The sequence below is a fragment of the Candidatus Gracilibacteria bacterium genome (assembly GCA_028687475.1).
GTDB lineage: Bacteria > Patescibacteriota > Gracilibacteria > BD1-5 > UBA2023 > STC-74.
Map to the genome: position 1 here is coordinate 62,560 of JAQUAB010000001.1, position 26,501 is coordinate 89,060.

The 26,501-nt window shown below is 38.7% G+C and carries 26 protein-coding genes; 15 read left to right on the forward strand and 11 right to left on the reverse strand.

Annotated features, from left to right (window positions below; translation table 25 throughout):
• Positions 1 to 23: 23 nt before the first annotated feature.
• Together PHY14_00340 and PHY14_00345 are read right to left on the reverse strand one after the other, a co-directional pair.
• Entirely contained in the window at positions 24 to 803 is a 780-nt protein-coding gene (locus tag PHY14_00340) for a PH domain-containing protein (GenBank protein MDD2693362.1), read from the reverse strand.
• Positions 796 to 1,059: a hypothetical protein gene (locus PHY14_00345; GenBank protein MDD2693363.1), complete on the reverse strand. Its 264-nt coding sequence runs from the start codon at positions 1,057 to 1,059 to the stop codon at positions 796 to 798. The genes PHY14_00340 and PHY14_00345 overlap by 8 nt, the downstream gene beginning before the upstream one ends.
• Positions 1,060 to 1,357: 298 nt before the next feature.
• Between PHY14_00345 and PHY14_00350 the strand changes: the two genes are divergently transcribed.
• Both PHY14_00350 and PHY14_00355 read left to right on the forward strand, forming a co-directional pair.
• Entirely contained in the window at positions 1,358 to 1,936 is a 579-nt protein-coding gene (locus tag PHY14_00350) for a hypothetical protein (GenBank protein ID MDD2693364.1), read from the forward strand.
• Between the two features lie 202 nt (positions 1,937 to 2,138).
• Positions 2,139 to 2,726 (forward strand): type II secretion system protein, encoded by a 588-nt coding sequence (locus tag PHY14_00355; protein MDD2693365.1) that lies wholly within the window; start codon positions 2,139 to 2,141, stop codon positions 2,724 to 2,726.
• Here PHY14_00355 and PHY14_00360 read toward each other — a convergent pair.
• A complete protein-coding gene (locus PHY14_00360; GenBank protein MDD2693366.1) occupies positions 2,723 to 4,243 on the reverse strand; it encodes a DNA polymerase in 1,521 nt (506 codons plus the stop codon). The two genes, PHY14_00355 and PHY14_00360, sit on opposite strands and share 4 nt — an antisense overlap.
• 223 nt (positions 4,244 to 4,466) lie before the next feature.
• On the opposite strand from PHY14_00360, the gene PHY14_00365 reads away from it, so the two are divergent.
• The 5 genes from PHY14_00365 to PHY14_00385 all read left to right on the forward strand — a co-directional run bounded on the left by PHY14_00365 (position 4,467) and on the right by PHY14_00385 (position 8,795).
• On the forward strand, positions 4,467 to 5,771 hold the full coding sequence (locus PHY14_00365; protein ID MDD2693367.1) for an oligosaccharide flippase family protein: 1,305 nt from the start codon (positions 4,467 to 4,469) through the stop codon (positions 5,769 to 5,771).
• 3 nt (positions 5,772 to 5,774) lie between these two features.
• Positions 5,775 to 6,188 carry a hypothetical protein gene (locus PHY14_00370; protein MDD2693368.1) on the forward strand — a complete coding sequence of 138 codons (414 nt, stop codon included), beginning with the start codon at positions 5,775 to 5,777 and terminating at the stop codon, positions 6,186 to 6,188.
• 284 nt (positions 6,189 to 6,472) lie between these two features.
• Entirely contained in the window at positions 6,473 to 6,919 is a 447-nt protein-coding gene (locus PHY14_00375; protein MDD2693369.1) for a hypothetical protein, read from the forward strand.
• Between the two features lie 79 nt (positions 6,920 to 6,998).
• Complete coding sequence (locus PHY14_00380; protein MDD2693370.1) at positions 6,999 to 7,484, forward strand: hypothetical protein; 486 nt, start codon at positions 6,999 to 7,001, stop codon at positions 7,482 to 7,484.
• 84 nt (positions 7,485 to 7,568) lie between these two features.
• Entirely contained in the window at positions 7,569 to 8,795 is a 1,227-nt protein-coding gene (locus tag PHY14_00385) for a hypothetical protein (GenBank protein ID MDD2693371.1), read from the forward strand.
• A gap of 660 nt (positions 8,796 to 9,455) precedes the next feature.
• On the opposite strand, the gene PHY14_00390 is transcribed toward PHY14_00385, so the two are convergent.
• Positions 9,456 to 11,888, reverse strand: a complete 2,433-nt coding sequence (locus PHY14_00390; protein MDD2693372.1) for a lamin tail domain-containing protein — start codon at positions 11,886 to 11,888, stop codon at positions 9,456 to 9,458.
• A gap of 207 nt (positions 11,889 to 12,095) precedes the next feature.
• Between PHY14_00390 and PHY14_00395 the strand changes: the two genes are divergently transcribed.
• A complete protein-coding gene (locus PHY14_00395) occupies positions 12,096 to 13,049 on the forward strand; it encodes an ATP-grasp domain-containing protein (protein MDD2693373.1) in 954 nt (317 codons plus the stop codon).
• Between the two features lie 6 nt (positions 13,050 to 13,055).
• Here PHY14_00395 and PHY14_00400 read toward each other — a convergent pair whose 3' ends face one another.
• Positions 13,056 to 13,679 carry a hypothetical protein gene (locus PHY14_00400; GenBank protein ID MDD2693374.1) on the reverse strand — a complete coding sequence of 208 codons (624 nt, stop codon included), beginning with the start codon at positions 13,677 to 13,679 and terminating at the stop codon, positions 13,056 to 13,058.
• A gap of 99 nt (positions 13,680 to 13,778) precedes the next feature.
• Here PHY14_00400 and PHY14_00405 point away from each other — a divergent pair, with 99 nt between their 5' ends.
• The 3 genes from PHY14_00405 (at position 13,779) to PHY14_00415 (ending at position 17,058) form a co-directional block, all read left to right on the forward strand.
• Positions 13,779 to 15,227: a MiaB/RimO family radical SAM methylthiotransferase gene (locus PHY14_00405; GenBank protein ID MDD2693375.1), complete on the forward strand. Its 1,449-nt coding sequence runs from the start codon at positions 13,779 to 13,781 to the stop codon at positions 15,225 to 15,227.
• A 150-nt stretch (positions 15,228 to 15,377) separates the two neighbouring features.
• Complete coding sequence (locus PHY14_00410) at positions 15,378 to 16,370, forward strand: hypothetical protein (protein MDD2693376.1); 993 nt, start codon at positions 15,378 to 15,380, stop codon at positions 16,368 to 16,370.
• Positions 16,371 to 16,401: 31 nt separating this feature from the next.
• Complete coding sequence (locus PHY14_00415; protein ID MDD2693377.1) at positions 16,402 to 17,058, forward strand: glycosyltransferase family 2 protein; 657 nt, start codon at positions 16,402 to 16,404, stop codon at positions 17,056 to 17,058.
• On the opposite strand, the gene PHY14_00420 is transcribed toward PHY14_00415, so the two are convergent.
• The 3 genes from PHY14_00420 to PHY14_00430 all read right to left on the reverse strand — a co-directional run bounded on the left by PHY14_00420 (position 17,055) and on the right by PHY14_00430 (position 19,353).
• Entirely contained in the window at positions 17,055 to 17,678 is a 624-nt protein-coding gene (locus PHY14_00420) for a VTT domain-containing protein (GenBank protein MDD2693378.1), read from the reverse strand. The two genes, PHY14_00415 and PHY14_00420, sit on opposite strands and share 4 nt — an antisense overlap.
• On the reverse strand, positions 17,669 to 18,697 hold the full coding sequence (locus PHY14_00425; GenBank protein ID MDD2693379.1) for a glycosyltransferase family 1 protein: 1,029 nt from the start codon (positions 18,695 to 18,697) through the stop codon (positions 17,669 to 17,671). Before PHY14_00425 ends, PHY14_00420 begins: the two co-directional genes overlap by 10 nt.
• 65 nt (positions 18,698 to 18,762) lie before the next feature.
• On the reverse strand, positions 18,763 to 19,353 hold the full coding sequence (locus PHY14_00430; protein MDD2693380.1) for a hypothetical protein: 591 nt from the start codon (positions 19,351 to 19,353) through the stop codon (positions 18,763 to 18,765).
• 49 nt (positions 19,354 to 19,402) lie between these two features.
• Between PHY14_00430 and PHY14_00435 the strand changes: the two genes are divergently transcribed.
• A complete protein-coding gene (locus tag PHY14_00435; GenBank protein MDD2693381.1) occupies positions 19,403 to 19,606 on the forward strand; it encodes a hypothetical protein in 204 nt (67 codons plus the stop codon).
• Here PHY14_00435 and PHY14_00440 read toward each other — a convergent pair.
• From PHY14_00440 to PHY14_00450, 3 genes are all read right to left on the reverse strand, one after another.
• Positions 19,603 to 20,580: an AAA family ATPase gene (locus PHY14_00440; GenBank protein ID MDD2693382.1), complete on the reverse strand. Its 978-nt coding sequence runs from the start codon at positions 20,578 to 20,580 to the stop codon at positions 19,603 to 19,605. The genes PHY14_00435 and PHY14_00440 overlap by 4 nt on opposite strands.
• Positions 20,581 to 20,674: 94 nt before the next feature.
• Positions 20,675 to 21,757 (reverse strand): DUF262 domain-containing protein, encoded by a 1,083-nt coding sequence (locus tag PHY14_00445; GenBank protein MDD2693383.1) that lies wholly within the window; start codon positions 21,755 to 21,757, stop codon positions 20,675 to 20,677.
• 135 nt (positions 21,758 to 21,892) lie between these two features.
• On the reverse strand, positions 21,893 to 22,873 hold the full coding sequence (locus tag PHY14_00450; GenBank protein ID MDD2693384.1) for an adenine-specific methyltransferase EcoRI family protein: 981 nt from the start codon (positions 22,871 to 22,873) through the stop codon (positions 21,893 to 21,895).
• Positions 22,874 to 23,204: 331 nt separating this feature from the next.
• Between PHY14_00450 and PHY14_00455 the strand changes: the two genes are divergently transcribed.
• From PHY14_00455 to PHY14_00465, 3 genes are all read left to right on the forward strand, one after another.
• Positions 23,205 to 23,804, forward strand: coding sequence for a S24 family peptidase (locus tag PHY14_00455; protein ID MDD2693385.1), 600 nt, complete (start codon positions 23,205 to 23,207; stop codon positions 23,802 to 23,804).
• A 17-nt stretch (positions 23,805 to 23,821) separates the two neighbouring features.
• Positions 23,822 to 24,853, forward strand: a complete 1,032-nt coding sequence (locus tag PHY14_00460; GenBank protein ID MDD2693386.1) for a hypothetical protein — start codon at positions 23,822 to 23,824, stop codon at positions 24,851 to 24,853.
• A 659-nt stretch (positions 24,854 to 25,512) separates the two neighbouring features.
• Complete coding sequence (locus PHY14_00465; GenBank protein ID MDD2693387.1) at positions 25,513 to 26,190, forward strand: hypothetical protein; 678 nt, start codon at positions 25,513 to 25,515, stop codon at positions 26,188 to 26,190.
• The last annotated feature ends 311 nt before the right edge of the window (positions 26,191 to 26,501 follow it).

Consider the following 26,501-nt stretch of genomic DNA (forward strand, 5'->3'; position numbering starts at 1 on the left):
ACAAAGTGGAGAAATCTTTATTTCTAGTGATGATCTTCGTGTTCTTCATGATGTTCACCTTCATCATGGGCATCTTCTTTTTTCTTGTATTTTGTCTTCCATGATTCGATAACGATTTTTTCTTCTTCGGTTCTGAGATCTATCGGCTTCCCGATAGTGAGTGTATCGTCGAGCTTCTCGACATAGTCACGAGTGATGTATTCTTTGCCTCGAGTCGTGAGGTGTCACTTTACGACGTCTGAGAGCGTATCGACGAGGATATCGAACGGTTCACGTTCATCTTCCGCAATATGGTGTCATTTTTTCTTGGCAGCATCCTGGAGAAATGAGATAATCGCGCTTGGATTTTTCGCACTGAAGAGCGTGAATTGATCTCCACCATTGAGCTTCACGACGACATCTGACATTCCGAGAAGTGCTGCCCACCACGACCGAGTCCGTATCTCGACTCATTCGATCTTGTCATAGGGAATATAGAGAAGATCTGATGAGAACCACCGCCACTTCATATCGACGATCGTCCGCTCGGTTGCTATCCAGACATCGACATACCAATCGAATAACTTGTACATTAGGAGTGCATATATGAGCAGCATATAGATATATGCGTACATCTCATTCCCGAGACTGGTTCTGATTCCGAAGAGATCCTGCCCATAGAGGAATGCAGGAATCACGAGTCAGAAGAACGTCCAGAGCACCACATCTTCCACGATGACAAAAAAATGTCTATGAAACACTTGCTGTATTTCTTCGTCTGCGCCGATATATCCACGGAAAAAGAGAGAATCAAAGTTATTCATGATGATCACTATAGAGATGCTTATGATTCAGACTGATAGCCACGAAGAACGCCCCAATCACAACAACAAGACCGAAACCTGTGAGTGCAAGATAATAGAGAAACTGATTCCCTGCATGAGAAAAAGATGACTCTATGTAGTACACTCCGATGATGTATGTCGCAATCTCCACAAAAGCCGTGATGTAAAATATCCTTCTATGAATATTATAGAGGACGATGAGAAAAATGAGATTCACGAGTGGAAATGCGAACATACGTCCAGTATAGGAAAAGCTCTCGGGAATTCAAGGGAAAAAGAAAAGAAAGCGGAAAATGGGAAATAGATTTTACAGAAAAAAGAAATCTCATATAATTCTCGTGCTAAAACTTTTTCCTGACATACTGGACTATTTTTGTCCACTTTTATCTCGATTCGGGCGTTTTTTATGGTAATGAATGTTAGTAATGGGTAATTGTCCACTCCCATTTCATTGATTACCCTATTCGATTCCGAATGTTGTATAAGAGAAATGTCGGAAAAAGTTTTAGCGAACTCGGACAATTACCCATTTTTTGTTGCCAAAAAAAGAGAAATGGTGAAGTCCGACTTTATCCTTTTTCTTTTTTCTTATGCAGAAAAATATACCTTCAGGAGTCAGAAAATCCTCTCTCCCTGTCCGTGTTATCAGATGGACAGCAGTTCAGGTAATCTCCTTTGTTCTTGCTGTACTTATCCTTGGTATCTGATATGCAGCAGTAACATGGACTAATATATCTTCTGGATCATGAGCAGCAGGACAACCAGTGACACAGACACTGATACAGGGGATTATTAATAATATGAATGATTTGAATAATCGGCTAACTGGCATTAATCCAAGTGGAACGGCAATAAATGTCTCTAAAATTCAAATAAGTACCCTTTATCAAAAAACTCAAACCGTCGGACTAAACGGTGGGAGTGTTACTGCAACGTGCAACACATGAGATTTGTTATACAGGATACAAACGATGGCATGTCCAACATCTCTCATAGGATGATTAGAACAGATATCTTCATCATCAAATTCTGCAACATTATATTGTGATTCTGGTGATAATGCTACTTATGATGGAGGGACTCTTGTTATACTCTGCATGAGTGGTATTTAGTTCTTCACACTCGTCCATTCCATACCATCGACACGAATCGGAGGAAAAGTCATCGTACTCGGAATATCATGAACACTCAGGGCAACCTGGGTGGTTTTCTTAATATTTCATCCACTTTAAATAAAAATAATAATTACGCTAGGAAATAGATTTTGTAGAAAATGAAAACTCTCTAGAATGCAGATGTTTCATTCTATAAATTATGAAAAAAATACTAAATATCTGACATCGAACATCCGGATTCACTCTCGTAGAACTTATGGTCGTTATAGCTATTATCGGCATTCTTGCCACTGTTCTTTTTCCAGCGGTAACAGGATATATAAAACGTGCTAAAGACACGGCAAAAATGAATGAACTCAGAAATATCACGACAGCCATCAATGCATATTGGACTGATCACGAAACATATCAAATACCAGGAGTTGGATGGATGTGAGGATCTCAATGATGGGTTAATTACAAGGATGGAACTGCTTATACAAAAACTATTGCTGAATGACTCGAAGAGTATCATTATCTCCCTGGATGAGGCAAATTTATCAAAATTGTTCCGGCAACGTATTCGAGCAATCCTGTAGTATCTAATACAAGTCCCTGTGTCAATATAAGTGCTTCTCAGGATTTATATATGTACTATTTTGACAATACATTGGGGAGATATTCTCTCTCGACATACATCAACTATCCATCAGATAAACACATAGCTACTATCCTAGATTCATTTAATGGATCTGGAACCAATGGAACATGTACCCGTTATGGAAGGAATTATTCTATAGGCAATTAGTTCCCCTTCGCACTCGTCCAATCCATACCACTATGGATATCAACTCGAATCGGAGGAAAAGTCATCGTACTCGGAATATCATGAACACTCAGGGCAACCTGGGTGTTTTTGCTTTCTGTGAGAGCATTAGATATGACATATTGTCGCCCATGGATGAGGACATTTTCCATCGTTTCACGGATGAGTTCTGTGAAGATTTCTTCCTCTTCTCGAGGAACATCAAAAACAAGCTCATCATGCACTTGGAGTATCATAGAGCCACGGAGATTCTTCTCGCGGATTTTCGCATCTATACCGATCATCGCGAGTTTTATCATATCTGCTGCGGTTCCTTGTATCGGCATATTCATCGCTTCACGTTCTGCGATGGATCGTTGCATTTTGTTCGCATCGTTGATACTCTCAATTTTTCTCCTACGACCAAAATACGTCTCCACATAGCCGACTTCGCGTGCGTCAGCAAGGAGTTCATCATAGTAGGCACGAACGCGCGGATATCGAGCATAGAACGCCTCGATATATTGATTCGCCTCGAATGGAGAACAACCGAGCGTTTTCGAGAGTCCGAAACCTGTGATACCATAGATCACACCGAAATTCACCGTCTTCGCAATACGGCGTTCTTCACTCGTGATATCTCGGTCAAGGAAAATATATTTCGCCGTCCGCATGTGGATATCTTCATTTTTTTCGAATGCCTCGAGGAGCCCATGATCCTGCGAGAGAAATGCCAGCACCCGAAGCTCGATCTGAGAATAATCCGCAACAATGAAGATATTGTCTCCACTCGGAACGAAACACGACTTTATCATATCGGGATAGCCCTTCCCCGTCGGAATATTCTGGAGATTCGGATCGTTGGAACTCATACGTCCCGTCGCAGCACCGAGTTGTCCGTAGGTGGTATGAATCTTTTTCGTAATGGGGTTGATGGCTTTCGTGAGTCACTCGATATAGGTCGACTCGAGTTTTGCGAGGGTACGATATTCGAGAATCAGACGCGCGATATCGTAGTTTTTTGCTATCTCTTCGAGGACTTCATTGTCGACAGAAAATCCTGTCTTATTCTTGCGAAGTGGCTTGATACCGAGCTTTTCGAAGAGAATCACCTGTATCTGTTTCGGAGAATTGATATTGAAAAATTCTCCCACCACCTCATAGATTTCGATTTCGAGTTTTTTGATCTCTTCACGGATACTTTCTCCGATTTTCTTGAGTTTCTCGCCGTCACATCGAACACCCGTATATTCCATCTCTGCGAGAATCGGAAGAAGCTTGGATTCCATTTTTCTGATAAATTCCTCTCCTATTACTGTTCCTGCTGAATTAGAAACCATTCATCACTCATCACTCATCACTCATCACTTTTCGAAGTACGCATCCATCAGAGCAATCTTCCCCTCGAGAGTCCCATCCCAATGGTATCCGAGCTCGCGTTCCATCGCGACAGCGAAATCCCCGCGAGAATGACTCTGAGCGAGTATGAGCGTATGATGAATATCAGTGAATTTTGGCATGTAATGATTATGGTGAACTTTCGATGAATTACAAATTTTTGTATTTTTGACTTTCTCTCCTCTTTGCTTAGACTTTCCAAACATATAATCATTCTCAATAATATCTCTTCGTAACCCTCATTGTCATTCTGGCTTTATGCCAGAATCCAATAATCACAACTAGATTCCTGCCTTCGCAGGAATGACAGGAAATTTCAATTTATAATCAATAATTTCTGAACCTGTGCCAACCAAGAAAATCTACACCAACACCATCGCACAAATAGGCGGAAAAGTTCTCACAGCCCTCATATCCATCGCGATGATCAAGATCCTCACGGGATACCTCGATATCGCAGGATACGGACTCTATTCGAAGATATACAACTATCTCTCGATTTTTGCTGTTATCGCGGATCTCGGACTCTATACTATCACGGTTCGTGAACTCTCAGCCCACAAGGACAACGAGAAAATGGTCGCAAAAATCAGCTCCAATGTTCTCACACTCAGGACTCTTTCTGGTGCATGTATTATCATCTTCTCACTCGGAATCGGATACTTCATCGATGGCTACAATTCGAAGGAGGCGATGATAGGAATCGCGATCACCTCACTCTTCACTCTGCTCGGACTCATGAATAGCTCCTTGATGAGCTATCTTCAATCAATCCTGAAGACTGAGTTTTCTATCATCGCGAATACTGGCGGTAAGCTTCTCACACTCGGGATAATACTCCTGTCTGCAGCATTTCTCGACGGAGTGAATCATACAGAGAAATTCATGCTCGTGATGCTCGCAGGACTTGCAGGGAATCTCCTCATGACGGCACTCACTTGGTGGTATGCGAATCGTTGGCATCCTGTTCGGTTTGGTTGGGATACGGCATATATCAAGCATATTCTCGTCATCTCACTTCCATACGGCCTCGCACTCTTCTTGAATGTGATATTTTTCAAGGTGGATGTCATCCTCCTCTCAGTGCTCGAAAAACCTGAACTTGCCGATACAGCGATTGCTCTCTATTCTTTGCCGATGAAGATTGTCGAGGTTGGGATGATGTATGGAACGGTTTTTCTCAATTCCCTTCTCCCTGTTCTCACGGATTCTATAGCGAAGAAAGATACTGAAAAAACACAGAAACTCATGCATCATGCATTTCTCCTCCTCTCGATCGCTGGCGCTGGAATTGCGATTTTCCTCTTCCTCCTCGCATCATGGGTGATACGGATTATCTCGACCGATGCCTTCGTCCATACGGCTGTCATGGGATACACTGCTGTCGATGCGATGCGGATTGTCGTCTGGATTTTTCTCGTATATTTCGTCTCGTCGCTCTATACGTATGCGCTCATCGCTCGTGGTGAACAGAGACAAATTATGTACATCAATGCTATCGTCGCACTCATCAACATTGTCGGGAATCTCATATTTATCCCGATGTATTCATTCATCGGATCGGCTTGGGTGACACTCGCGACACAGATATTATTGCTCGTGTTGACGTGGTGGGTTGTGCGAAAGAAAACACAAATTGTAACTCTATAAAAAATGAACAATAACTCTCGCGCAGCATTATCATTATTCATTGCATTTATCGTATCGCTCTGGATATTTTTTCTCGGTGCTGGCATGCTCGTCATACTCAGAGAAAGTGAACTCATATCAGAAAAATGGGGAACTGAATTATGGGGAATTGTTTTGCTTTTGTCATCGTTTCCTTATTTTGTGCGAAACTCCATACCAAAAACACTTTTTCTCACTTGAGGTGTTTCACTTTCTACAGCAGGAACGATATTTCTCTCACTTCATGAAAGTTATGAGAGCTATCTCAGAGTTATCCAACAACCATATCCACTCAGTGAGTTAGGAAGCGCACCATTCCAACTCATTGTTTATATTGGTTTTATTGGCTTTGGAATCTGTATGTTTCTCTTGAGTTTCTTTTTCCGGAATCACGAGTAATGAGTTCTTATCGGAAATCCTGCAATTTTGCAGGATTATTTCTAGTTGAATGTTATAATTGAAGTCAAGAAAAATCTTTATAGAAATTCCAAACACTTAAAAATTCGATTGGAAAGAGGATATTGAGTCAATATACTGTCTTAATTCATTAAATATGAATTATGTATATACCTTTCTTTTCAAAATTTAATGTTTTTGTAATAATTGGTTCATAGAATCGATATCGCCGAGAGAAAATTCGGTTATCTTGCAAGATATTTTTTTATTTCTTTTCTTTTTTATTTATGAAAAAGGGCATTTTCGTTATTATTACTTTGCTTGCAGTTTTATCTCAGGTATTTATACCAACTTTTGCTGCTGTCAGTGAAAAATGACCTATTAGTAATTCACCCATAGAAAGTGTAGGAACAAAGACAGGTACACTGGTTCAACCTATGGGATTCAAAAGTTGGATAGTAAAGAAGGCAATGCAAGCCATTGCCTATTCTCTCCGTTATGCCATCTCTAGTGTTTGAAGCTTTTTAAAAAGTATCGGTGCACCTGCCGCAATAGTTAATGAAATCACGAATAAAGCTATTCCTCTTGCAACAACTCTTGAACGAGTTGCAATATATTTCGATTATTATTCTGCTACAACGAAAAATATTATTACACAACAATTACAAGCACAATGATTTAGCGCTAATGTTGCATTCTGGGTTGCTCAAATAGTTGATTTTGTCTCCTTTTAGTTATTTCCAAATCTAAATTTCCCCCGTAGCTTGCTGCGGGGTTCCCATCAAATATTTCATTTAATTTACTTCTTTATTTATGAGCAGACATTCGTTTCATTCTAAAAACCCCAACCTTCTCAAGCTCTGTAAAACAGAGAAAAATATCGAATTTCTCGAAACACTATATCTGGTTTTTCATCAAATATTTCTCTATCGACTAACTGGTATCGAACTTGATATTTCTCGATATGAGCATCTCAAATCTGAGAAAATAGATTCTTTCGAAAAATCATACCAGATGACTGTATACACGATATATCAGAATATCATCAATTCTATTCTCTCAGATGGGATTCTTGAGAAAAATTTTCACCTATTTAATTCATACGAAAAAATATCTTTTGCATCTTTTGTTCAGATTGCAAAAGAAAAAATCTCAGAATTTGATGTATTGGAATTTTGGAAATTTCTCGACAATCAAGAACCTTCAGAAAAACAATGTCTCGATATGAGGCTTATTGAAGACTTTACTCTCAGTCAGGAATGGTATGAATACATGGAAACTCAGAAAAATAACAGTTAATGAACAGAAATCCTGCAATTTTGCAGGATTTTTTGTATTTTCACCAGGTTCTGTTATACTTCATATACGTCATAATTTTCCACCATGAACGAACAATCTCGCATCAATGCCATGATTAGCTATTTCTTCCTTGGACCGCTTTTTCTCCTCGCGAAACCAGGAACGCCACTTCGTGATCCATACGTTCGTGGGCATGCGATTCGATCAAGTGTGATTATTGGGATTGCATTTCTTGCCTATCTCACGTATGCTTTTCTCTTGCGTTCTTGGCTGGATTTTTCGATTTTTGGATTCCAGATTCAGAATATCCTTCTCGCGATTCTTCTGAGTGTGACAATACTTTTTCTCCTTCAATGAGCCTATCGAGCATATAGTGGAGTGACAGCAGAGGCACTTCGAGATCTTCATATGGAGAATATTTTCCATTCTGAGAATACGACCACCCAGATAGATCATGAAGATGATAAAATCCGTGTCATTGCCAGCATGATTCCATTTCTCGGGATATTCATAGCAGAAAAATATCCACATCCGATCATCATTCGCGGACGAGTGATTGGATCGACATTTGCCTTCTTGATCATGATTGCTTCACTATTTTCGAGTGAAGGAGGTTTTCTTTTTTCGATAACTGTTATTCTTTCGGTTCTTCTGTTCGTGATTCTTTCCGTCAATATTTTTCTCCGAGGAGAATTCATCCTGTCAGGAATTCTCGAGAAAATCCCCACCTATGAAGAACTCGAAGCACATATCTTCGCCAGTGTCATGAGTACAAAAGAATTCTTTCGTATTGCATTCGGTGGACAGAATAGACAAGACTATCACACATTCTATATTCATGAGATTGCCCAACGTGGAAAAAAGAGGGTTCCAACGCAGAAATATTTCATGCCGGCGGGATTCATTGGACTTCCTCTTTGGAATATTTTCTGTATTCCATCGCTCTGGATGGAACAATATCGCGAATATCGCGAATATATCATCTCTGGAATCATCATCACTGTCCTTGGAATTATTTTCTTTCTCAGCACAGGCAATCAATATCTCATATTTCTCCTCTTTCCGATAGTTCATATATTCATCTACGCTTCTTCAGATCTCAATGCGTATGTGCCAGGGATTCATATTCTGACGCGATTATTCCGTGTCGCACACAATCTCAAAAATCAGATCCAAGAACAAAATCAACAAAAAACAGAAGCTCATTTTTCCTATGAAGCATCAGAACAAGCTGATACTAGTATTTCTCAGAAGTGAGAAGATGTGGATTTAAAGAGTTCTCATAATGCTTCGTACGAACACCATCAATAATAGCAATAGATCTCTTGTGAAAAATTGTCCACCACAAAACTACGAGACTTGACTGTGCATCCATATAGTTCTCATATGCTTCTCGTCTCACGAACCCCTCACCAAATGGTGAAAATTGTTGTTTGTATTGATCCGGAAGATCTTCGTAGGTTTGGATATCTGATAACGGATAATATTTTTCTGACATATTAAAATAATTAAAATATACTTTTCTTTTAGTTCTTATATTAATAATATTTTATTTGTCAACTTCTATAGAACAATAAAAATCTCCTATCCGAATGAATAGGAGGTCTTTAGGGTCTCTCTTGACCGTTATGAATCTTATTTTATCCCTGGTTGCAATGAGACCTATCTCAGTACTGCTGAGGTAGATAACAGCGGATCGGACTCCATAGGAGACTATGGCACCCGCCCTAGGAAGCGGTATAAATTGTAGAGAAAAATACCGACCAGATGCACGAGAGAAGAGAGAATGTATTTGTATTATAGACAGTTCTCTTTTTCTGCAAATGAAAACCGATTGACGTTCTTATCTAGATATCTTAGAATTCTCGTCTTTTGGCTCTATATTCAGGAGAAATATTTCTCCGAAAAATATGAAATGTGTTATAAATATCTTCTCTATTCCCTTCAGTAAGCCATTATTGAACACAAAAACTATCCAATATCTTTCCCTGAAACACGATACAATCTCCTCCGAAGCATATAGAGAAATCAAAATCCGAAAATGAACAGGAATCAAAATGAAGAAGTTGGCTGAGAATCTGTACCATCACTCGCATACGTCTCAGGAATAATCGATGACGAAGTTTCTTTCACTTTTTGAGTTTTTGGAACTGTTACTTTTTTGGGAGTTTTCTTTTTCGTTGGAGCCTTCTTCTTCACTTCGAGTCCATATATCTGCGACCAATACGGCGTCGTTTCTCATTTTTTATAAATACGTAATTCTACAGAATGCTTCCCGATCGGGAGAGTCCATCATTTTGGATTTTTTCACTGGAAAGTTGTTCCATTCGATAAAATCCATTCGTACGTATCCGTACGAGCAGTTCCCGTGAGTGTCAGATTGATCTGGCACGATGTTTTCGCTGCAAGACATTCGAAAGAATTCACTCATCCAGTCAGAGTTTTTCCTTGGAGAAGAATTTCTGGTGGGGAGAAAAATTGCATATTGATCTTCTTGATTGTCTTTTCCGTGATTTTTATTGATGCAGACAGTGTTTCTTTTGTTTTCTCTTTTTTGGGTTTTTGTTCTTTTTGTTTTTCTTCTTCTATTTTCGGTCAGAGCACATGAATCTGGAAAAATACAGACGCATAATTCCCCGCGCTATCCATCACGCGCAACTCGATACGATGGTCGCCGAGTCCATATTTTCGCTCTCCAGGGTCTTTCTTGGTACTAATCTCATTGATTCCATATATCCAGAGAAATCGTACAGAACCTCACTCTGGATCATAGGATTTCTCTGCTGTGAGATTGATTGCGCACGTCAAACTATAACAATTCATCTCATTATCCGCTACGAGATCCATGTAGGATTTTATTTTTCCATCGAATTCGAGAATAGCAATAGGTGGATTCGCATCATTCTGTACAGGAATTGTAGTATTCTGAGAAGAAGTGGAAGTGCTTGTAGGGATTTTTTGTTCGACCAAAAAAGAAATATTTTCTGTTTGTCCTGAATTTTTGTGGGTCAATTGCACATCAATATTCCCTGTTCCAGTGAGATACAGTTGTGGTGGATTGCAAGTGTCGTAGTTTTCTGTCCCATACGAAATCTGACACGTATAATCTTTCTCAATGAAACTTCCCGTAAAAATCGGTTCCAAAGTGAAATTCACGCGACAAGGACTCGTGGTACAAGTGAGAAGATTTCATGAAAAAGTTGCATTCGTGTAGTTCTGGAACGTCGGAATAATATCAGGAAAAGGAATAATTTCTGTACTTCCAGTTTCTGTTGGTGTATTATTTCATCCTTCGATTTCCGATGAGACAACTGCTTCAGCAGGAATTTCTGGATGGATAATATTCCTATAATCACTGAACGAACTCGTCAGGAGAAATAATTCTAATTCCTGACCATATACAGAACGAATTCCTATATCTCCACTCGATTTGAGTCTGAGTTCACTCGATGTCGTATTGGTGATTTTGAGCTTCGATTTCTGGATCGTCGATGGAATAATCGAGAAGATCAATACATTTCCTGAAAGAGAACCAGAAAGTATATATCCTGTCTCTGTATTTATTCGATGTTCATAGAGTCAACCCGTCGCAGAATAGAGTGAAATCCCACCCGTATTCACACTTCATGAGAGAACTTCTGGATATGTGATAAATAATGTCTCAATAAAACTATCTCCATCCATATCCCCATAGGAAAGTGAAGTTGCAACGAGTTTCCCTGTAAACACTATACTTCACGAATTCGTCTGACTGGAATCATCAGAATCTCCGAGAATCGCTCAAGAATCAGTCATAGGAATCTCAGTTCCTGTCTGTGAGAGGTTGCTTCCACTCTCAGAAATCGTTCAAGAATTTGTATTTTCTTCTACATCTGATATTTCCCCAGTTCCTATATTTTCTTCATCTTGCACTCAAGAACTCGTCAATATCTCTCCCGAAAATGTCGAACCAGAATCGGTGGTTCCCGTTCATATTATTTCTCCCGTGAACGTATTTTCTGGTATTTCTACGACGGTACAATCCGCATCCGTGAGAGAAAAAGTAATCACTACAGCATCTTTCTGTGTTCCAGAATAGTGCACTTCATCGACCAGATTTCCTCAGGGATCCTTCAGAAAGACTGACTCATCTCAGGAATTATTGAGCTGAATATTCGTCTCGGAATATGGGAATCTCCGATTTTCCTGTTGTCCGAGGATTGTTCCATTCGGAATCGGATAGTTTTTCCCACTCGCATCCGAAAGCGAATATCCAGAAATATCGACCGATTCACATCCCGTATTTCGGATCTCGATATATTCTCCCTCTTCGTCCTTCCCTGCCGGATTCGGTAGAAGTGTAGAAATATAAACACTGGCAAAAGACTGAAATGGAACAAGAAAAATAAGAATAGTAGATAACAAGAAACATCTCATAAAGCGTCTTATTATAAGTATAATTCTTGTTATTTTATGAACCAAATATTACAGAAATATTAAATTTTGAAAGATTTTTCGAGAAAAATGTATTTCGACTTTACATGATATTTATATATTTCATTATATAGTACATAAGTGGAGAATCTTGATTTCCCTGATTTTATTGGTAGTATCTCATTTTCAGAAAAATCTATGCATATAGCAATCCTCACTGGTGGAATCTCGACTGAACGCATCATTGCTCTTCGGAGTGCTGCGAATATGAAGGACTGGTGTGAGAAATCTGGACACACAACCGAAATATTTGATTTTCCATCTGATATGCATCGATTTCTCCGGCAACATCAGGCAACAACTCTTGCGAAACATTTCCCGACAAAAAACCTCAGAAAATACCTCGAAAATCATCAAGACTTTGACCTCGTCATTCCGATGTTCCACGGAATCTATGGAGAAGATGGGCAAGTGACTGCATTTCTCACAACACTTGGATATCGATATGCGTATTCGGATTTCACCGTTCATGCGCTCTGTATGGATAAATATAAAACCAATATCTTCGTCGAAAAGATGGGAATCCGAATCCCGCGATCATTCTTCGTCGAACGTGGATACACTATCGATTCTCTCTGTTCGCCACTTGTCTGTTATCCTGTCATCGTGAAGCCGAATCGTGGTGGAAGCTCTGTCGCAACCTCGAAGGTCTCTTCAGTAGCAGAACTCATCACAGCACAAAAAGCTATCATAGACGATGATATCATCATCCAGGAATGCATAGAATGACGAGAATTCACGGTCGGAGTCTACCGAGATACGGATGGATTCCATGTGCTTCCTATTGTGGAAATCTGTACGAACGACGGATTCTTCGACTACGAGGAAAAATACGAAACCGATGGTTCCAATGAAGTCTTCGCAGAACTCGAAGAAAATATAAAAAATCCCCTCGAATCCATGAGTCTCATGATAGCATCAGGACTCGATTGCAAGGGGGTAGTGAGAATTGATTGGCGATACGATGGAAAGGATTTTTATTTTCTCGAAGTGAATACGATTCCTGGATTCACGAGCGCTTCACTCGTACCGAAAATGTGGAAGAAAGCTGGAAAGAGTGAGAAGGAATTCGTGGAGATGCTATTTTGTTAGATGAAACTAAATATGCCAAATTGGGCCTGGTAATCCCCAATATCTATAATCATCATCTATACTCTTTTCGGATACTTCTTCTCAACAAATTTGTGGATTACTTGTCATACATAAAGATCAAAGTACTCTAAAATGAGCATTTGATTTTACCCTATTTGCTAAATATTGCAGATCCAAATTAACTGATAAAACACACTCTACTGTAGATACTCAGACAATATCACATGATCATCCTCGAGACAAGAGTTCTTTTATCGGATATCACATTATTCATTTTCTAGGGAAGATTGCACTGAATTCAGCTTTATCTGATTGCACCAAAGTTCTTCTTATATATTCCCCTTCTAGTATATTAGAAAAAACTGATTTTCGAAGTAATCAAACTGAATGTTTGGAAAATTGTCTTACCTCACTCGAAAGAAGAACATCACGAAGTTCAGGAACTATAGGAGAATCACCAAAAGTTATATTAATCACTAGATTTTTCTTTTCGATTGCAGCGACTACATATTCTTGTACTCCTTCTATGAGTTTCTGTCTTCTTGAAAGGTAAAAATCTGGATATTCTGTCTCTCTTCAGAGAAATTCCTCTTGCATATCTACTACGATGAGAGATTTTCTTTTTGACATATATTTTATGTATAGTCAACTTCTTGCTTTTTGCAAGTTTTTTTCTATACTCCACAAAATTCTCATTACCAATCACTAGTCACTATCCCACTATTTCCTATGTTTGCTTTTTCTGCTATCAATCTCGGATGTTCGAAAAATATGGTCGATCTCGAATTCGCCATCGGTGAGATATTGAAGTTCTCAGATAGAACTCCTATCGAATTCCTCGAAGACCCAGAAGACCCACACGTAGAATACGTCATCGTGAATACTTGTGGATTCCTCTCCTCTGCTCGTTCAGAATCCGAAGAGACCCTCGCATACTATGATTCTCTCGGGAAAAAACTCATCCTCATGGGTTGCTATGTGAGTGTGAAGGATGATGCTTTTCTCGCGAGCCTCCAGAATCTTGTCTCTGTTGTGCCATTTATCAGCTATTCTGTCATCGAAGAACTCGTCCTCGGGAAGAAGTCGAAACTCAATCTCGGAGCTATCGTCCGTGCGAAACAAGCACACAAGGAATCCCGTGAAAAAACTCTCACTCGCTACCTCGAATCTATCGAAGCGCCTGGAAAAAATGCAAAAGCCTTCGTCTGGAAGGGTGACGAAGTCCGCGCGTATATCCATGCGCCATTTGGCTACGAATACCTCAAGGTCGCGGAAGGATGCGACAACAATTGTACCTTCTGTATCATCCCGACAATTCGTGGACGTCAGCAATCTCGTCCGATAGAAGATGTCGTGAAAGAAGTCGAACAGATGCTCGAGAGCGATATCCGAGAAATCCAGATTATTTCCCAGGATACGACTCGATATGGAACTGACCTCTATGAGGAACCGCGTCTGATGGAACTGCTCGAGAAAATCGATGAGACCATCACTCTCTCAGGAAAAAATGCAAAATTCCGAGTCTACTATCTCTATCCAGATATTCTCACGCTCGAGCACCTCGCACGCCTCGCGAAGCTCAAGCATTTTCTCCCATATTTCGATATCCCATTCCAACACATCTCGGCAAATATCCTGAAACTCATGGGACGACACTACGATCAGAAGCATATTTTCTCGTTTCTCGATATGATTCGCTCGACATTCTCAAGCTCATTCATCCGCACGAGCTTCATCGTCGGATTCCCTGGAGAAACGGAGGAAAACTTTCAGGAACTCTGTGGCTTCATCGCGAAATATGACTTCGAATCAGTCGGGATATTCCAATACCACGATGAACCTCTCGCAACCAGTTCAAAGCTCCCAGACAAGGTGGATGAATCTATCGCGAAAAATCGCATAGAAAAGCTCACGCCGATTCTCGAATGAATCTATACACGCAAAAAAGACGAACGCAAAGGGAAAAAGCAGTTCGGATATATAGTAGATATAAGAGATAACCGATGAGGGATAAGAGATGGGGAGGAAATCAAAAATCTCATCTCTCATAACTCATCTCTCATGGTTACGATACGTCCCGAGCTCCATGCTCCTGAAGTCGACGAATACGATGAAGTGAAAATTGAAAACATTGAAGGAAAAGTTGAAATCGGAAGTTATGTGGAATATATTTTGTAGAAGAAATTTGTAGAAAAAGAATAATTGTTTTAAACTAAAATCATGAAAATACACCATGCAGAAAAAGCACTTCATCAGTATAAACCTTTTCTCGATGATGAAAATCAAAAAAGAGCAGATAATTTTTTGAAAGAGTTTTCTCAATTGGTTATGGAAAATTCTCAAGTTTTCTCAACCAGTACAAACGTACAATTTCCCTACACTGTCATAGATATTGTGAGTTTCGCAAAAAAACTTCTATGAGAAACTGGAGATATTACTATTTGAAAGACGAAAACACAATATATTTTTTGATCTTCACTTACAGTAGCCGAATGAGATTCTATGGTATTTATTGAGGAAACTCTTCATCAGGTCATAAAATTATTACCCTCAGTTATTGAGGCTATTCAGTCAGGAAAACCTGTAAAAAATACTCAGATAATAAATCTCGGATTCCCAACAAATACCAAAGGTTATATCACCGAACAATTTGCTCATGATGCCGAAAAAGATCCATATAGCGCATTTGCTGACGTGTATGCAGAGTTCATCCACTCACAAAAATCCTCAGGAAACATAGAGTTTTTCGGAATTTCTATGTGAGGAAATTTCGCAATCCGAACCGCTGAAAAGCTCATGCAATCAGGAAAATATTCACAAGACCAACAATCTTGAGTACCAAAGATTCAGATACGAGCAGAATCTCCAGTTTCGCTCGGGACATCACCCATAAAACAATTCCAAATTCCTGTTGGCTTTATTCTCGATAGTATCGGCGCCCTTGTACGAGATGTATTGCAAAAGAAAAATCCTCCAAACTCAATAACAACTGATGCGAAGACGAAAATGAAAGAGATTTTTGATAAAAAAATGCCTGATAATATGTCTTCTGAACAGAAATCACGAAAGCTACGAATATTGTGGAATATTGTGAAATGATTATGAGATTTCACTCCAGACAAAGATACAAAAATTACTCGTGTATTTGGAAGCCGTGATCTTTCTCTAGTGGCTCCAGGAAACAAAAATATACAATCTCCATGAAAAACATATACAACAAAAATGATGCATCTTCGACCGTTTTTTGATTCACCAAGTGAGATTCGCAGACTTCTCGTCTTACTCGATAAGATAAAGAAGATTGACTTTACAGGAAAATAAAATACTCTTCCCAAAATTTGAAGAATATTTTATGAAATTCTCCTGCATCATCCCCGCCTACAACGAGTGACCTCATATCAAAAATATTGTTCATCTTGCTCTTGGTTGTCCAGAACTCGATGAGATTATCGTCATAGATGATGGATCTACGGACAATACGTGGGAAGAACTCGCAGATATAACGAGTCCAAAACTCAGAAAAATCCAATCCCCTCAAAACGAAGGGAAAATGAATGCGTTTTTTCGTGGTCTTCAGGAAGCTCGCGGTACACATATTGTCATGCTTGATGCTGATTATATCTGATTCCGTTCTGAATACCTATCACAGATTATTGTACCCGTTTTGGAAGAACGAGTGGATTCTACCATGATCATGTGGAACAATAGTCTCTTCATCTGCAAACTCTTGAAACACGATACTTTCTCATGAACCCGAGTACTTCCGAGATCCGTATTCGATAATGTGTCGTATTACCGAGATGGTACGGGATTTTGACTCGAAACAAAAATCAATGAAATCCTTTATCAAAAGAAAATATCCGTACTCTCATTCTACTTTCCTGGAGTATACAATCCGCCAAAATGATGGAAACAACTCTACTGGAAACAACCAAAAGATATCCTGAGTTCAATGCCACTCTGGAAAATAGTACGACAGGCTTGGTACATATACAGACAACAGCCTTAGTTTTCCTTTTCAGCGGCAAGTACTTTTTTTGTTTTTTTCTGGAGAAAAAGCATACTCCCAATTCCAAGAACAAAAACGAGAAATGTCACCAAAAGGGCTCCCACAAGTTCCATTCCTGAAAATTTCGTGAATATCGTATTCAGATAACCGAGATGAAATCCGACCGCAGTAGCAACGAGCGGTACGGGTATACATACCATCAGTGAAGTGATAATATATTTTTTCATATCCACCTTTATTTTCCCGATATAGGTTAGCCCAATAGGAGGAGCATAAGGGGTAAATTTGATAATCAGTATCGCAAGTGCGAGATTGGTATGAATAAGCTGATCGAGCTTATGGATAAAAGTCTCTTCTTGTGGCGTATCAATGGCAGTTTTTTTCGTGAAAATGTGAAATCCGTAACGTCCGATACTATAGAAAAGCAAATCTCCGAGAATATCACCGAGCCATCCAAGAACAAATACAATCCAGATATCGAAAAATCCGAGCGATGCGAGAAATGCAGCCGCAAAAGTCACCAGCGGTCACTCGACAATCATGAGTCCGAGCATCAGAAAATATCCTCCTGTCTGAAGAATAGCAATGGTTTGTGGATTGAGATAATTATTTAGATCCATAGATTCTTGCTGATAGGAAATTGGTGAGAGATGAACTTCTGTGCATAGTTTTCCCATGTGAAATCCTTCACGAAATCAATGGAATCTTGCGGATGAATGTTTGGTATTTTTGGTATTGCGGATTCGAGTTTTTGTCATTCTGGAACGAGGATTCCTGTCTTACCATCTTCTATCACACCGCGCGTATTCTCGATATCATAGGCAATGATAGGAAGTCCTGATGCCATCGCCTCCAGATTCACGAGACCCAGTGTATCCGTCTTCGATGGGAAGACAAATGCATCCACACTTCGGTATATTTCTCCGAGCTCTTTGGGAGATTTTTTTCCGAGAAAAAGAACGTCAGGATATTCCTCCTTGTATTTCTGATAGAGTGGACCGTCACCGACCACAACTTTCTGATATTTCGCATTCATATCGAGAAAATCTCCGATATTTTTCTCGACGGCGATTCGACCGACAAAAAGCAAAATCGGAGTTGGAATATCGCGAAATAAGGTTTTCTCTCATGGAAAAAAAACACTGTGATCGATACCAAATGGAACAACAATTCTTCGTTCATAGCCATTCTCTTCGAGATATTGATGCAGTCCGTCATTCGAGATGAATATCTGCTCAGCACCGTCATGAATATAGTGAAGATATTGATGCACGTATTCTTCCTTCACGAGTCGATTGCGCATATGGAGATATTCAGGGAATTTCGTATGAAATGTCGTCGTATAAGGAATTTTTTTGCGCTTGCAGACATACGCAGCCGTGAGTCCAATCGGTCACTCTGTCATGATATGAATATAATCTGGCTGTATCTCACGAATTCTCTTCTGTATGCGACGTGGAAATGCGAAAGAAAGACGAATCTCCTTGTATCCAAGAAATGGAATCGAGACAAATTCATCCGAAGAAACAATAGTTACCTGAATATTTCTGGGAAGATTCGCACACAGATTATCGATACATCGAGTGACACCATTGAGCTGTTCGTTGTATGTGTCAGTGAATATGAGAAGTTTTTTCATGAGTGGCTCAGAATTTGTCACCACAGAGTATAGATTCTCCGAGGAAAGTCAATCTCCTACAATGCTTATTCTGTTCGATAGTTTGTATACCGTTGTAGGATGTGTATTTTTTCTTCTTCAGTGATTCCTGGATTCTCTGATAATTGTACACGAAGCCAATCCTGAAATGAATCACCAAGAATCTCGAATATTCGTTGAGTAAGTGAAAAATTCCCCTCCGTTGATTCTTGCAATCGCATCAACATCATACTATAAAAATGATTCTGGAAGTTTACATATTGCAATCACATATGAGACAATTCTTGTGCCTTATGAGCGGCAGCAAGAATGAATATTTGATTATCCTCAATCTTATATCTCTCCAGAGAGAAAAATCCCATCATCTGAATGAAGTCTGGATTTCATGAATACTCCAGGGCGATCTTTTCAACTTCTTTGATAAGTGATTCTTTCTTTATCTCTGATGATTCTGTGAGAAATTGATTCATAAAACGAATCATTTTCTCGAGATTTTCCTTTTTTGAAGTACTTAATTCCATCTCTCTTTTGAGAGCTCACATCATATCAGCAGTATCTTTTGATATTGGTGGCAGTTTTTTGCAATTAACATCATGACCTTCTGGATCAATATGTTTGATTCTTTCACAAGCTTCCATAGAAAAAATATTACGTTCTTATGAAGAGTATATACCTATTATCTATAATATGTCAAATATTAGGCTCATTCTGGAAAGAATTATATCTTTTTTCCCAGTGTTTTCTCGAATTTGGGAATCAATTGGAATCAGCAAAAATGGTGATATACGAAAACCATGGACGAATGGAGATTCTCCAGTGATGGCTTTTCTCTTTAAGAAAAATTGAAAAAATCCTCTCAACACTGAGAGGATAGAACGTTCTAATATCTAGAATCCAATCTGTCTTTTTCCTCGAACCTCCACATTGACGTCAGCTGGCAAGACATAAGAACGCTGTTCTTTGCTCGCATTCCCGAATCATCTTCGAAGAGCAGCTTTCATTCAACGTGGTCAGATTCTTACGAGCTTCTCGAGGAGGTCATCTCAAGGAGATTCAGTGAATCTTGATCCCCACGGATTCTCATCTCTCATCTGTGTGTAGATGAGATTTGCAATCTGCCATGCCTGTTCCTCATCAGGAGCAAGTACTTCGTATACTCTCAGACGAGAGAGAATCGCAGGAGGAATCGCATGTTCGTCATTTGCAGTGACAACCCAATTGATCTTACTTGCATCGACTGCCACATCAGCATATTCATCCATAAATTTCTTTGCAGTATCTGCTTCGAGCAGTTGATACATAGGAGCAAGAGGGTCAAATTGGTTAGCAGTTCATACCTTATCTATCTCATCCACAACCACGACGGGATTCGCATATTCGCCATCGATCAGTGTCTGGAATACCTTTCATGGTCGTGCTCATCTCCACTGACTCGAGCTCCCAGAGAGTATCCATCCTGCTGTCACTGAGTTCATAGATATGAAGTTATACCCTGTTCCGAGTACTTCTGCAACACGCTGAGCGAAATATGTTTTCCCGATTCCTGGCTCTCAGAGAAGGAGAATCGGAGGTATATTGAGTCCACCTGGAGACGAGAGACAGAGACTCAGATCTCACTCGATATCACTGATCACTTCAGCAAAATTCGGATGCAATCCATGAAGATCTTGGATATCTGGCATTCCTGATGGCTTGACTTCGAATCGGCCTGGTCATCGCTTAAGCATTCTGTTATAGAGTGCGATGACTGGTGCATTTTCTTGGAGAGCAGATTCTCGAGATCGAAGATCATTCATTTTATCAGTTACTTCAATTTCACTGAATATAGGAGTTTCATGTGCGACACAGAGAGGAGCTGTATTCATATTGTTATAATTACTATTACAATATCGCATTATAAATAATAATATAATAAGTCAATATAAGAATAATAATTATATAGTGTTATATATTTAAATCCTACTTCCCACTCTTCACCCGATTGCAACCACGACAGAGCATCTGGCAATTCTCGCTCGTTGTCTTGCCTCCCGCGTGCCACGGCGTGATATGGTCTGCTTCCATTTCTGAGAGTTCGAAGTGTCACTGACAATGTGTACAGATTCCCTCTTGGCGCTCGTAGGCTTCGCGCTTCATCCGATCGGTGAATGATCGGATATTGAGGTATTTCTCATTGCGCGTCAGGACATATTCATAGATTCCCGACTTCCGAGTCACGTCTTCATCCTGCATGAGCACTTGGATCTCTGCTTCGAGCTTCTCTGCATCGAATCCCTTGCTCGAGAACTCGTTGTAGAGACTGCCCCACGCGACTCATCGCATCTCCCGACGATAGTTCGGGAATATCGTACTCGTCCACGTGATGACATTCTGGAAATACGACCAGAGCTCGAATGCATTCGGCTCGTGTTGGTGCTCCGACATATATTGCTCGATAGTTCTCCAGCTGATCCAGTCGATCGCCGTCTCCAGATAATCCTGTCGTATCGGCGAACCATTCAGATAGTCGCTCCCGATCGCATACGCAGGACAACCCGTCCGTGAGAAATATCGCTTCGCATCCGTGAGCCACGGTCACGTGTAGACTGCATTGCGGAGCTCCTGATCCGTGAGCTTCTCCCCTGCTATATTGATCGTCTTGAACCAGTCGAGCTTCTCGCGATCATTTCCTTCACAGAAATACACCATCAACCGATAATCCAGAATCTGCTCTCGCTCAGTATCCGTGAGATTGTGGAAATACTGGAAATCCAGAGAAAAATTCCCCGCCACATATTCACAGATACTGATCGTGCGTTGTTGTCCGTCGAGCACCTCATACGTGTCATCCGCATTCCGCACCCAATACATGACATTGAGTGGAAAACCTCGACGCACTGTCTCGATGACCGAGTCTCGTTGCCGGTCTCGATAGACGAATTCTCGCTGGTACTTCGGGCGGATATTGAGCTTGCCCGCATACCCGACGACACCATCTTCCTGGTTGTTCGTGTATCCTGCCACTACATCTCGGATAGCAATCTCTCGGAGTTCGATTTTCATAGAAAAATAAAGTTAAGAATTAGAGTTTTTGGCTTATGGCTTCTATGTACCGTTTCTGTCATTCTGACGCAAGGAAGAATCTGCTCTGTTTTTGGTTTTGTCATTCCCCGAAGGAGAATCTCTTTCAAAATCATCTTACGAGAGTTTTTTGTTGCGGATAAATAGCCTTTTATACACTTCTTTTCATGAAATACTTACATTGAAACCTTTGCCTTCAATATGATATCCGATAGGTTCGCCATATACATAACTACAACCTAATATCTCGAATTGGTCGGGATTATATTTATCCATGAACGTTACTGGAACTCCCATAGCACCAACATAATCCAGAGGAATATCTTTCGTTTTACTGACCTCAATTGCATCATAATTATCATATTTTGGATATTCTTCCTGGGAATATTTCTTGTAGAGTATGAGATCTTCATGTCGTTTCTGTATCTCCAGATTCGTGAACCAATTCACACCAGATACCCGTATCATCCCTTCTCTATGGTCTCCAGCAGTTGCATAATCTTCATAATACTTGTTGATGAAGTGTGCTGCACCACCAGAAAATCCATAACCAAGCCATATTCTATTTTCCTTGATGAGATTGAATATCTCCTTATAGGTAATAGCGTTCTGATGTCCGACTATTATGAATTTCCTATCGTGTTCGAAAAGTTGCGCGACATATTCACGAAAAAGGGAAAATGGTGGATTCGTCACCACGATATCCGACTCTTCGAGTATCTCGATACACTCAGGACTGCGGAAATCTCCATTCTGCATGAGTGGAGTTCTGATAGTATCGAGCTTGTTGATCCTGCCATCGCCGTTGGTATCTGCGACGATCTCGAGCTTGTATGATGGCTTCTCAGTCTCATAGTGTGTCGCTATGAGTCGCTTCAGTCCGAGGAATTCGAAATTCTCAGAAAAATATTTCCAGAAGTGACTCTCTTCTGGGTCATCACAGTTACAGAAAATCACCTTATCTCGGAAGTGTTCTTTATAATGTTTCAATTCTTTCTCAATATCAGAAAGTTGTGTATAGAATTCGTCATTTTTTGACTTCTTTGCTTTGTGTAGATTCTTGTTGGAAACCTTCTTCTCTGTTGTTGGTGCGGGCATAAAAAATGGCAATTAGGAAATAATTGCCGAGTTTTTCTGATTGTAAGCAAACAAAAACGGGTGACTTTATCGACCTATTCTAGTTTGCTTACAACGAGATTTCCGTGTCTAATGAAAGATAACGGGCGGTGATAAAATCACCCGTATTATTCTTTAGACACGAAAAAAGTTGTTTTGAAAACCTCGGTTGTAAGCGAGGTGAAGTATATGGAAGATGGAGAGGAAGGCAAGAAAAAGAATTTAAAAAAATCTCTTGCACATAAGAACATAATGAATATAATCAGGTTTATATTGATTGTATCAGGTACAAATAATCTTTTCTTTAAAAAATATGCGAGAACACAATTTTGAACTCTATCTTTGAAAACTTAAAAAATATTACTGGGAAGTATGAGTTCTGCCGACTTTTGATGTAATGAAAGAATTAATTTGAGTAAAATCTAGGGATTTGGTTTCTAGATTCTTCTCTCAGATGCTTGAGAGGTGATTTATCGAGAAAGAAAGTCCTAAAAGATATATTCCAACAAATAAATTAATCGCATCGCCACTATATTGAAGTGTGGTCTGCTGAACGGCAGATGAGATTGAGTCAAATATAGTAAACTATATTGATTTAAATAAATATATTATTTGATGAAACCCAGAATGAATTGTATTAGTGGAGACTAAGGGAGACAGCATGGAAGACATCTGAATATTTGAATGAGATATAGTGTCAGTCGATCTAAATAATAAATATCCTCATAGTTGAGATTTAGTTATTGCCACAATTGACTGAGATGGTAATTTTACTCTGAAAGAATATTGACAAGATAAATTTTGAAATCCCCTTTTGAGATATAGAAATGAAAGGATTTATCCTTGAAAGATTATTGAGGCTAACCAAATGAATGTTGTTTGAGTTGTTAAGGGTTTAGTTAGAAAGTTTTAATTTTTAATTTTATATTTATGGAGAATATATTTTCCCCTGAGAAATGAGTATTTCGTACAATCTTTCTATATGTCTGACAATGAGAGTCAACATTAATGATTATACCCGATGGAGAAAGTCATAAATATGTTTTAATAGACTCAAATATCATCGAAGATGACAATGCGGCAATTGATATTTCCGATGTATTGTCATGACAAATTGCAAAAAATGAATTGATATTTATTAACACCCACCCTCATAAGGATCATTTAAAATGAATTGATAAAATTCATGAAAATCTATGAGTATGAGAAATTTGGCATTCCTGACATACTCCCCATAAAGATAATAAGGAGGAATATGAGAAGATGAAGAATGTAATTGATGATATATGAGAAGATAATGAATATTACTTGAAATGAAGTAATGAAAAAAATAATATTCACTCAAATATTGAAGAGGATTCGAAGATAGAAAAAAGAATATGAGATGTGGATTTTCAAGTCTTCTCTCCTGCACAATACGTAATTGATGATATAGAAGAAGAAACTGAGGAAACTAGAAGAAACAGAATACACGAACAATGTTGAGTTATTAAATTTACTTACAAAGATAAAAGTATTTTAATTACATGAGACTCCGATAAAAAGGCATGGAAAGAACATATTACTGAATACTATAAAGATGTTCTGCAATCTGATATTTTGAGTGCAGCCCATCATGGATCAAGGTCATTTTTTAAGGATTGAGAAGATGATGAGGATATATTTGAAGAACATCTAGAAAAAATTAATCCAACTTACTTGGTTATTAGTGCCCCAAAAGAATCAGAATTTGAACACCCTCATTCAGACGCTTTAGAAATCTACGAAAGATATGTCGAAAAAAAGAATATATACAACTTATGAGACAAGGAGAAAAGCCTGGTAATTGACATAGACAGCACTTGAATAATAAAGATTGAATATCTTGATATTAAAGGGAATACTGACAATAATAAAAAAGAGTCTGTAAAAAATACTGTTATTATTTGAAATAACCCTCCAAAACCATGGTTATCAGTATAACAGAGGATGATACAGCATTTATTAGCAAGAATTATCCCGAATTGACTATATCTAGCAGTAAAATTGAGGGCATATTCAATTTTACTGCCAATAATGAGAAATTGGGGAAAATAAGTGATAGTTTTCACTTACTAATAAAATTGGAAAGCAGAGAGGGCTCTATCCTCCCGAAGGTAAGTAATCTTTGAGGGAGATTGATACGAATATCCAAAAAATATAACAAGAATCTGGAAGATATTCATATAAATCCAGATAACACTTTTTGCTTTATGACAGATACAGAGGAAAAAGAATATTTCGAAGATTGAATTTTTAATTTCCGGGTTTTCTTCTTCGAAATTCTGATACCATATTTGTATGGAATAAGTTTTTATGAAAAGAAATGATTTTTCCCTTGGGGGGAAAGAGCACATTGATTTTTGTGATATTTGGAGTCGTACAATGAATGAAAAACTTCCATAGAAGAGCTAATTAAAAGGGATCAAGAAAAAATAATTGCTAGAAATATTTGAATTAAGTGACATCGTAACTGTTTATGCTGAAGTGGTAAGAAAATTAAGGTATGCCATAAAGAAATTCTAGAAGCATTCTATAAATTAAGGAGTCTTAAAAAAAAGACTATTCAATAGTTTTCAATAAAATTTACTAATCATAATTCCATGTTTAATGAATACGCAATAAAGGCACGATTCTTTCCTACAATTCTTTCAGCAATACCAGTTTTACTCTTCCAATATAGCTTTTTAAGTAAAGAGCTATCCGACTTCTTAGCGTTTCTGGGAAAAATGGAAATAGCTGGAAATATTACAATTTCAATCGTTATTTTATACTTTACATCTCAATTAAATAGATTTATTTCTAAAGTCTTTTTTGAAAAAGAAGAAATCTATATGCCAACAACAGATTTTCTACTTTTCCAGAATCCTGAATACAGCGAAGAATACAAAAAGAATATTTATGAAAAACTAGAGAAAGATTTTAATATAAAATTGCCTTGAAAATCATTACAAGAAAAGGATATACTAAATTCTAGAAAAAGAATTGCTGAAGTTATGAGTTTGGCAAGAAAAAGAATTAAAGATGGGTACTTACTTTTATGACATAATATTGAATACTGATTTTGGAGAAACCTATCTGGCGGTTCGATTATAGCTATTATATTCTCCGCAATAACAACGTATTTAAGCTTCTATCAAGATAAAGCTTCAATCTTTATCGCATCACTCATATTACTATGAGTATTCTTGATGATTTTACTCTTTAGTAGGTTCTTTATCGATAGAATTGGTAAAATATATGCAAGAGTATTAATTCAGGAGTATATGGAAAGTCGATAATATAAAATTTATAAATCTAATTCTACACATTATGCCACTAAATCTCTTTGAGTGAATTCTGAAAGAAATCAAACAACAACCGCCGCAGATTACACATATCCTCTCTTATGATTTGAGAAATGTTACTCCAAAAACATACGTTGATCTAAGTCAAATGCTTCAGAAGGAGTTTTCATGAGTAAAAACCCATCTTCAAAGTCAAACAGTATGGGAGTTATGTACAAATGAATCTTGCGATGTAATAATGCGTGCTATTATTTCTATTGTATGAGTAAGTTGCCAGATTAATATTTATCAAGTTAGGGTTCTAG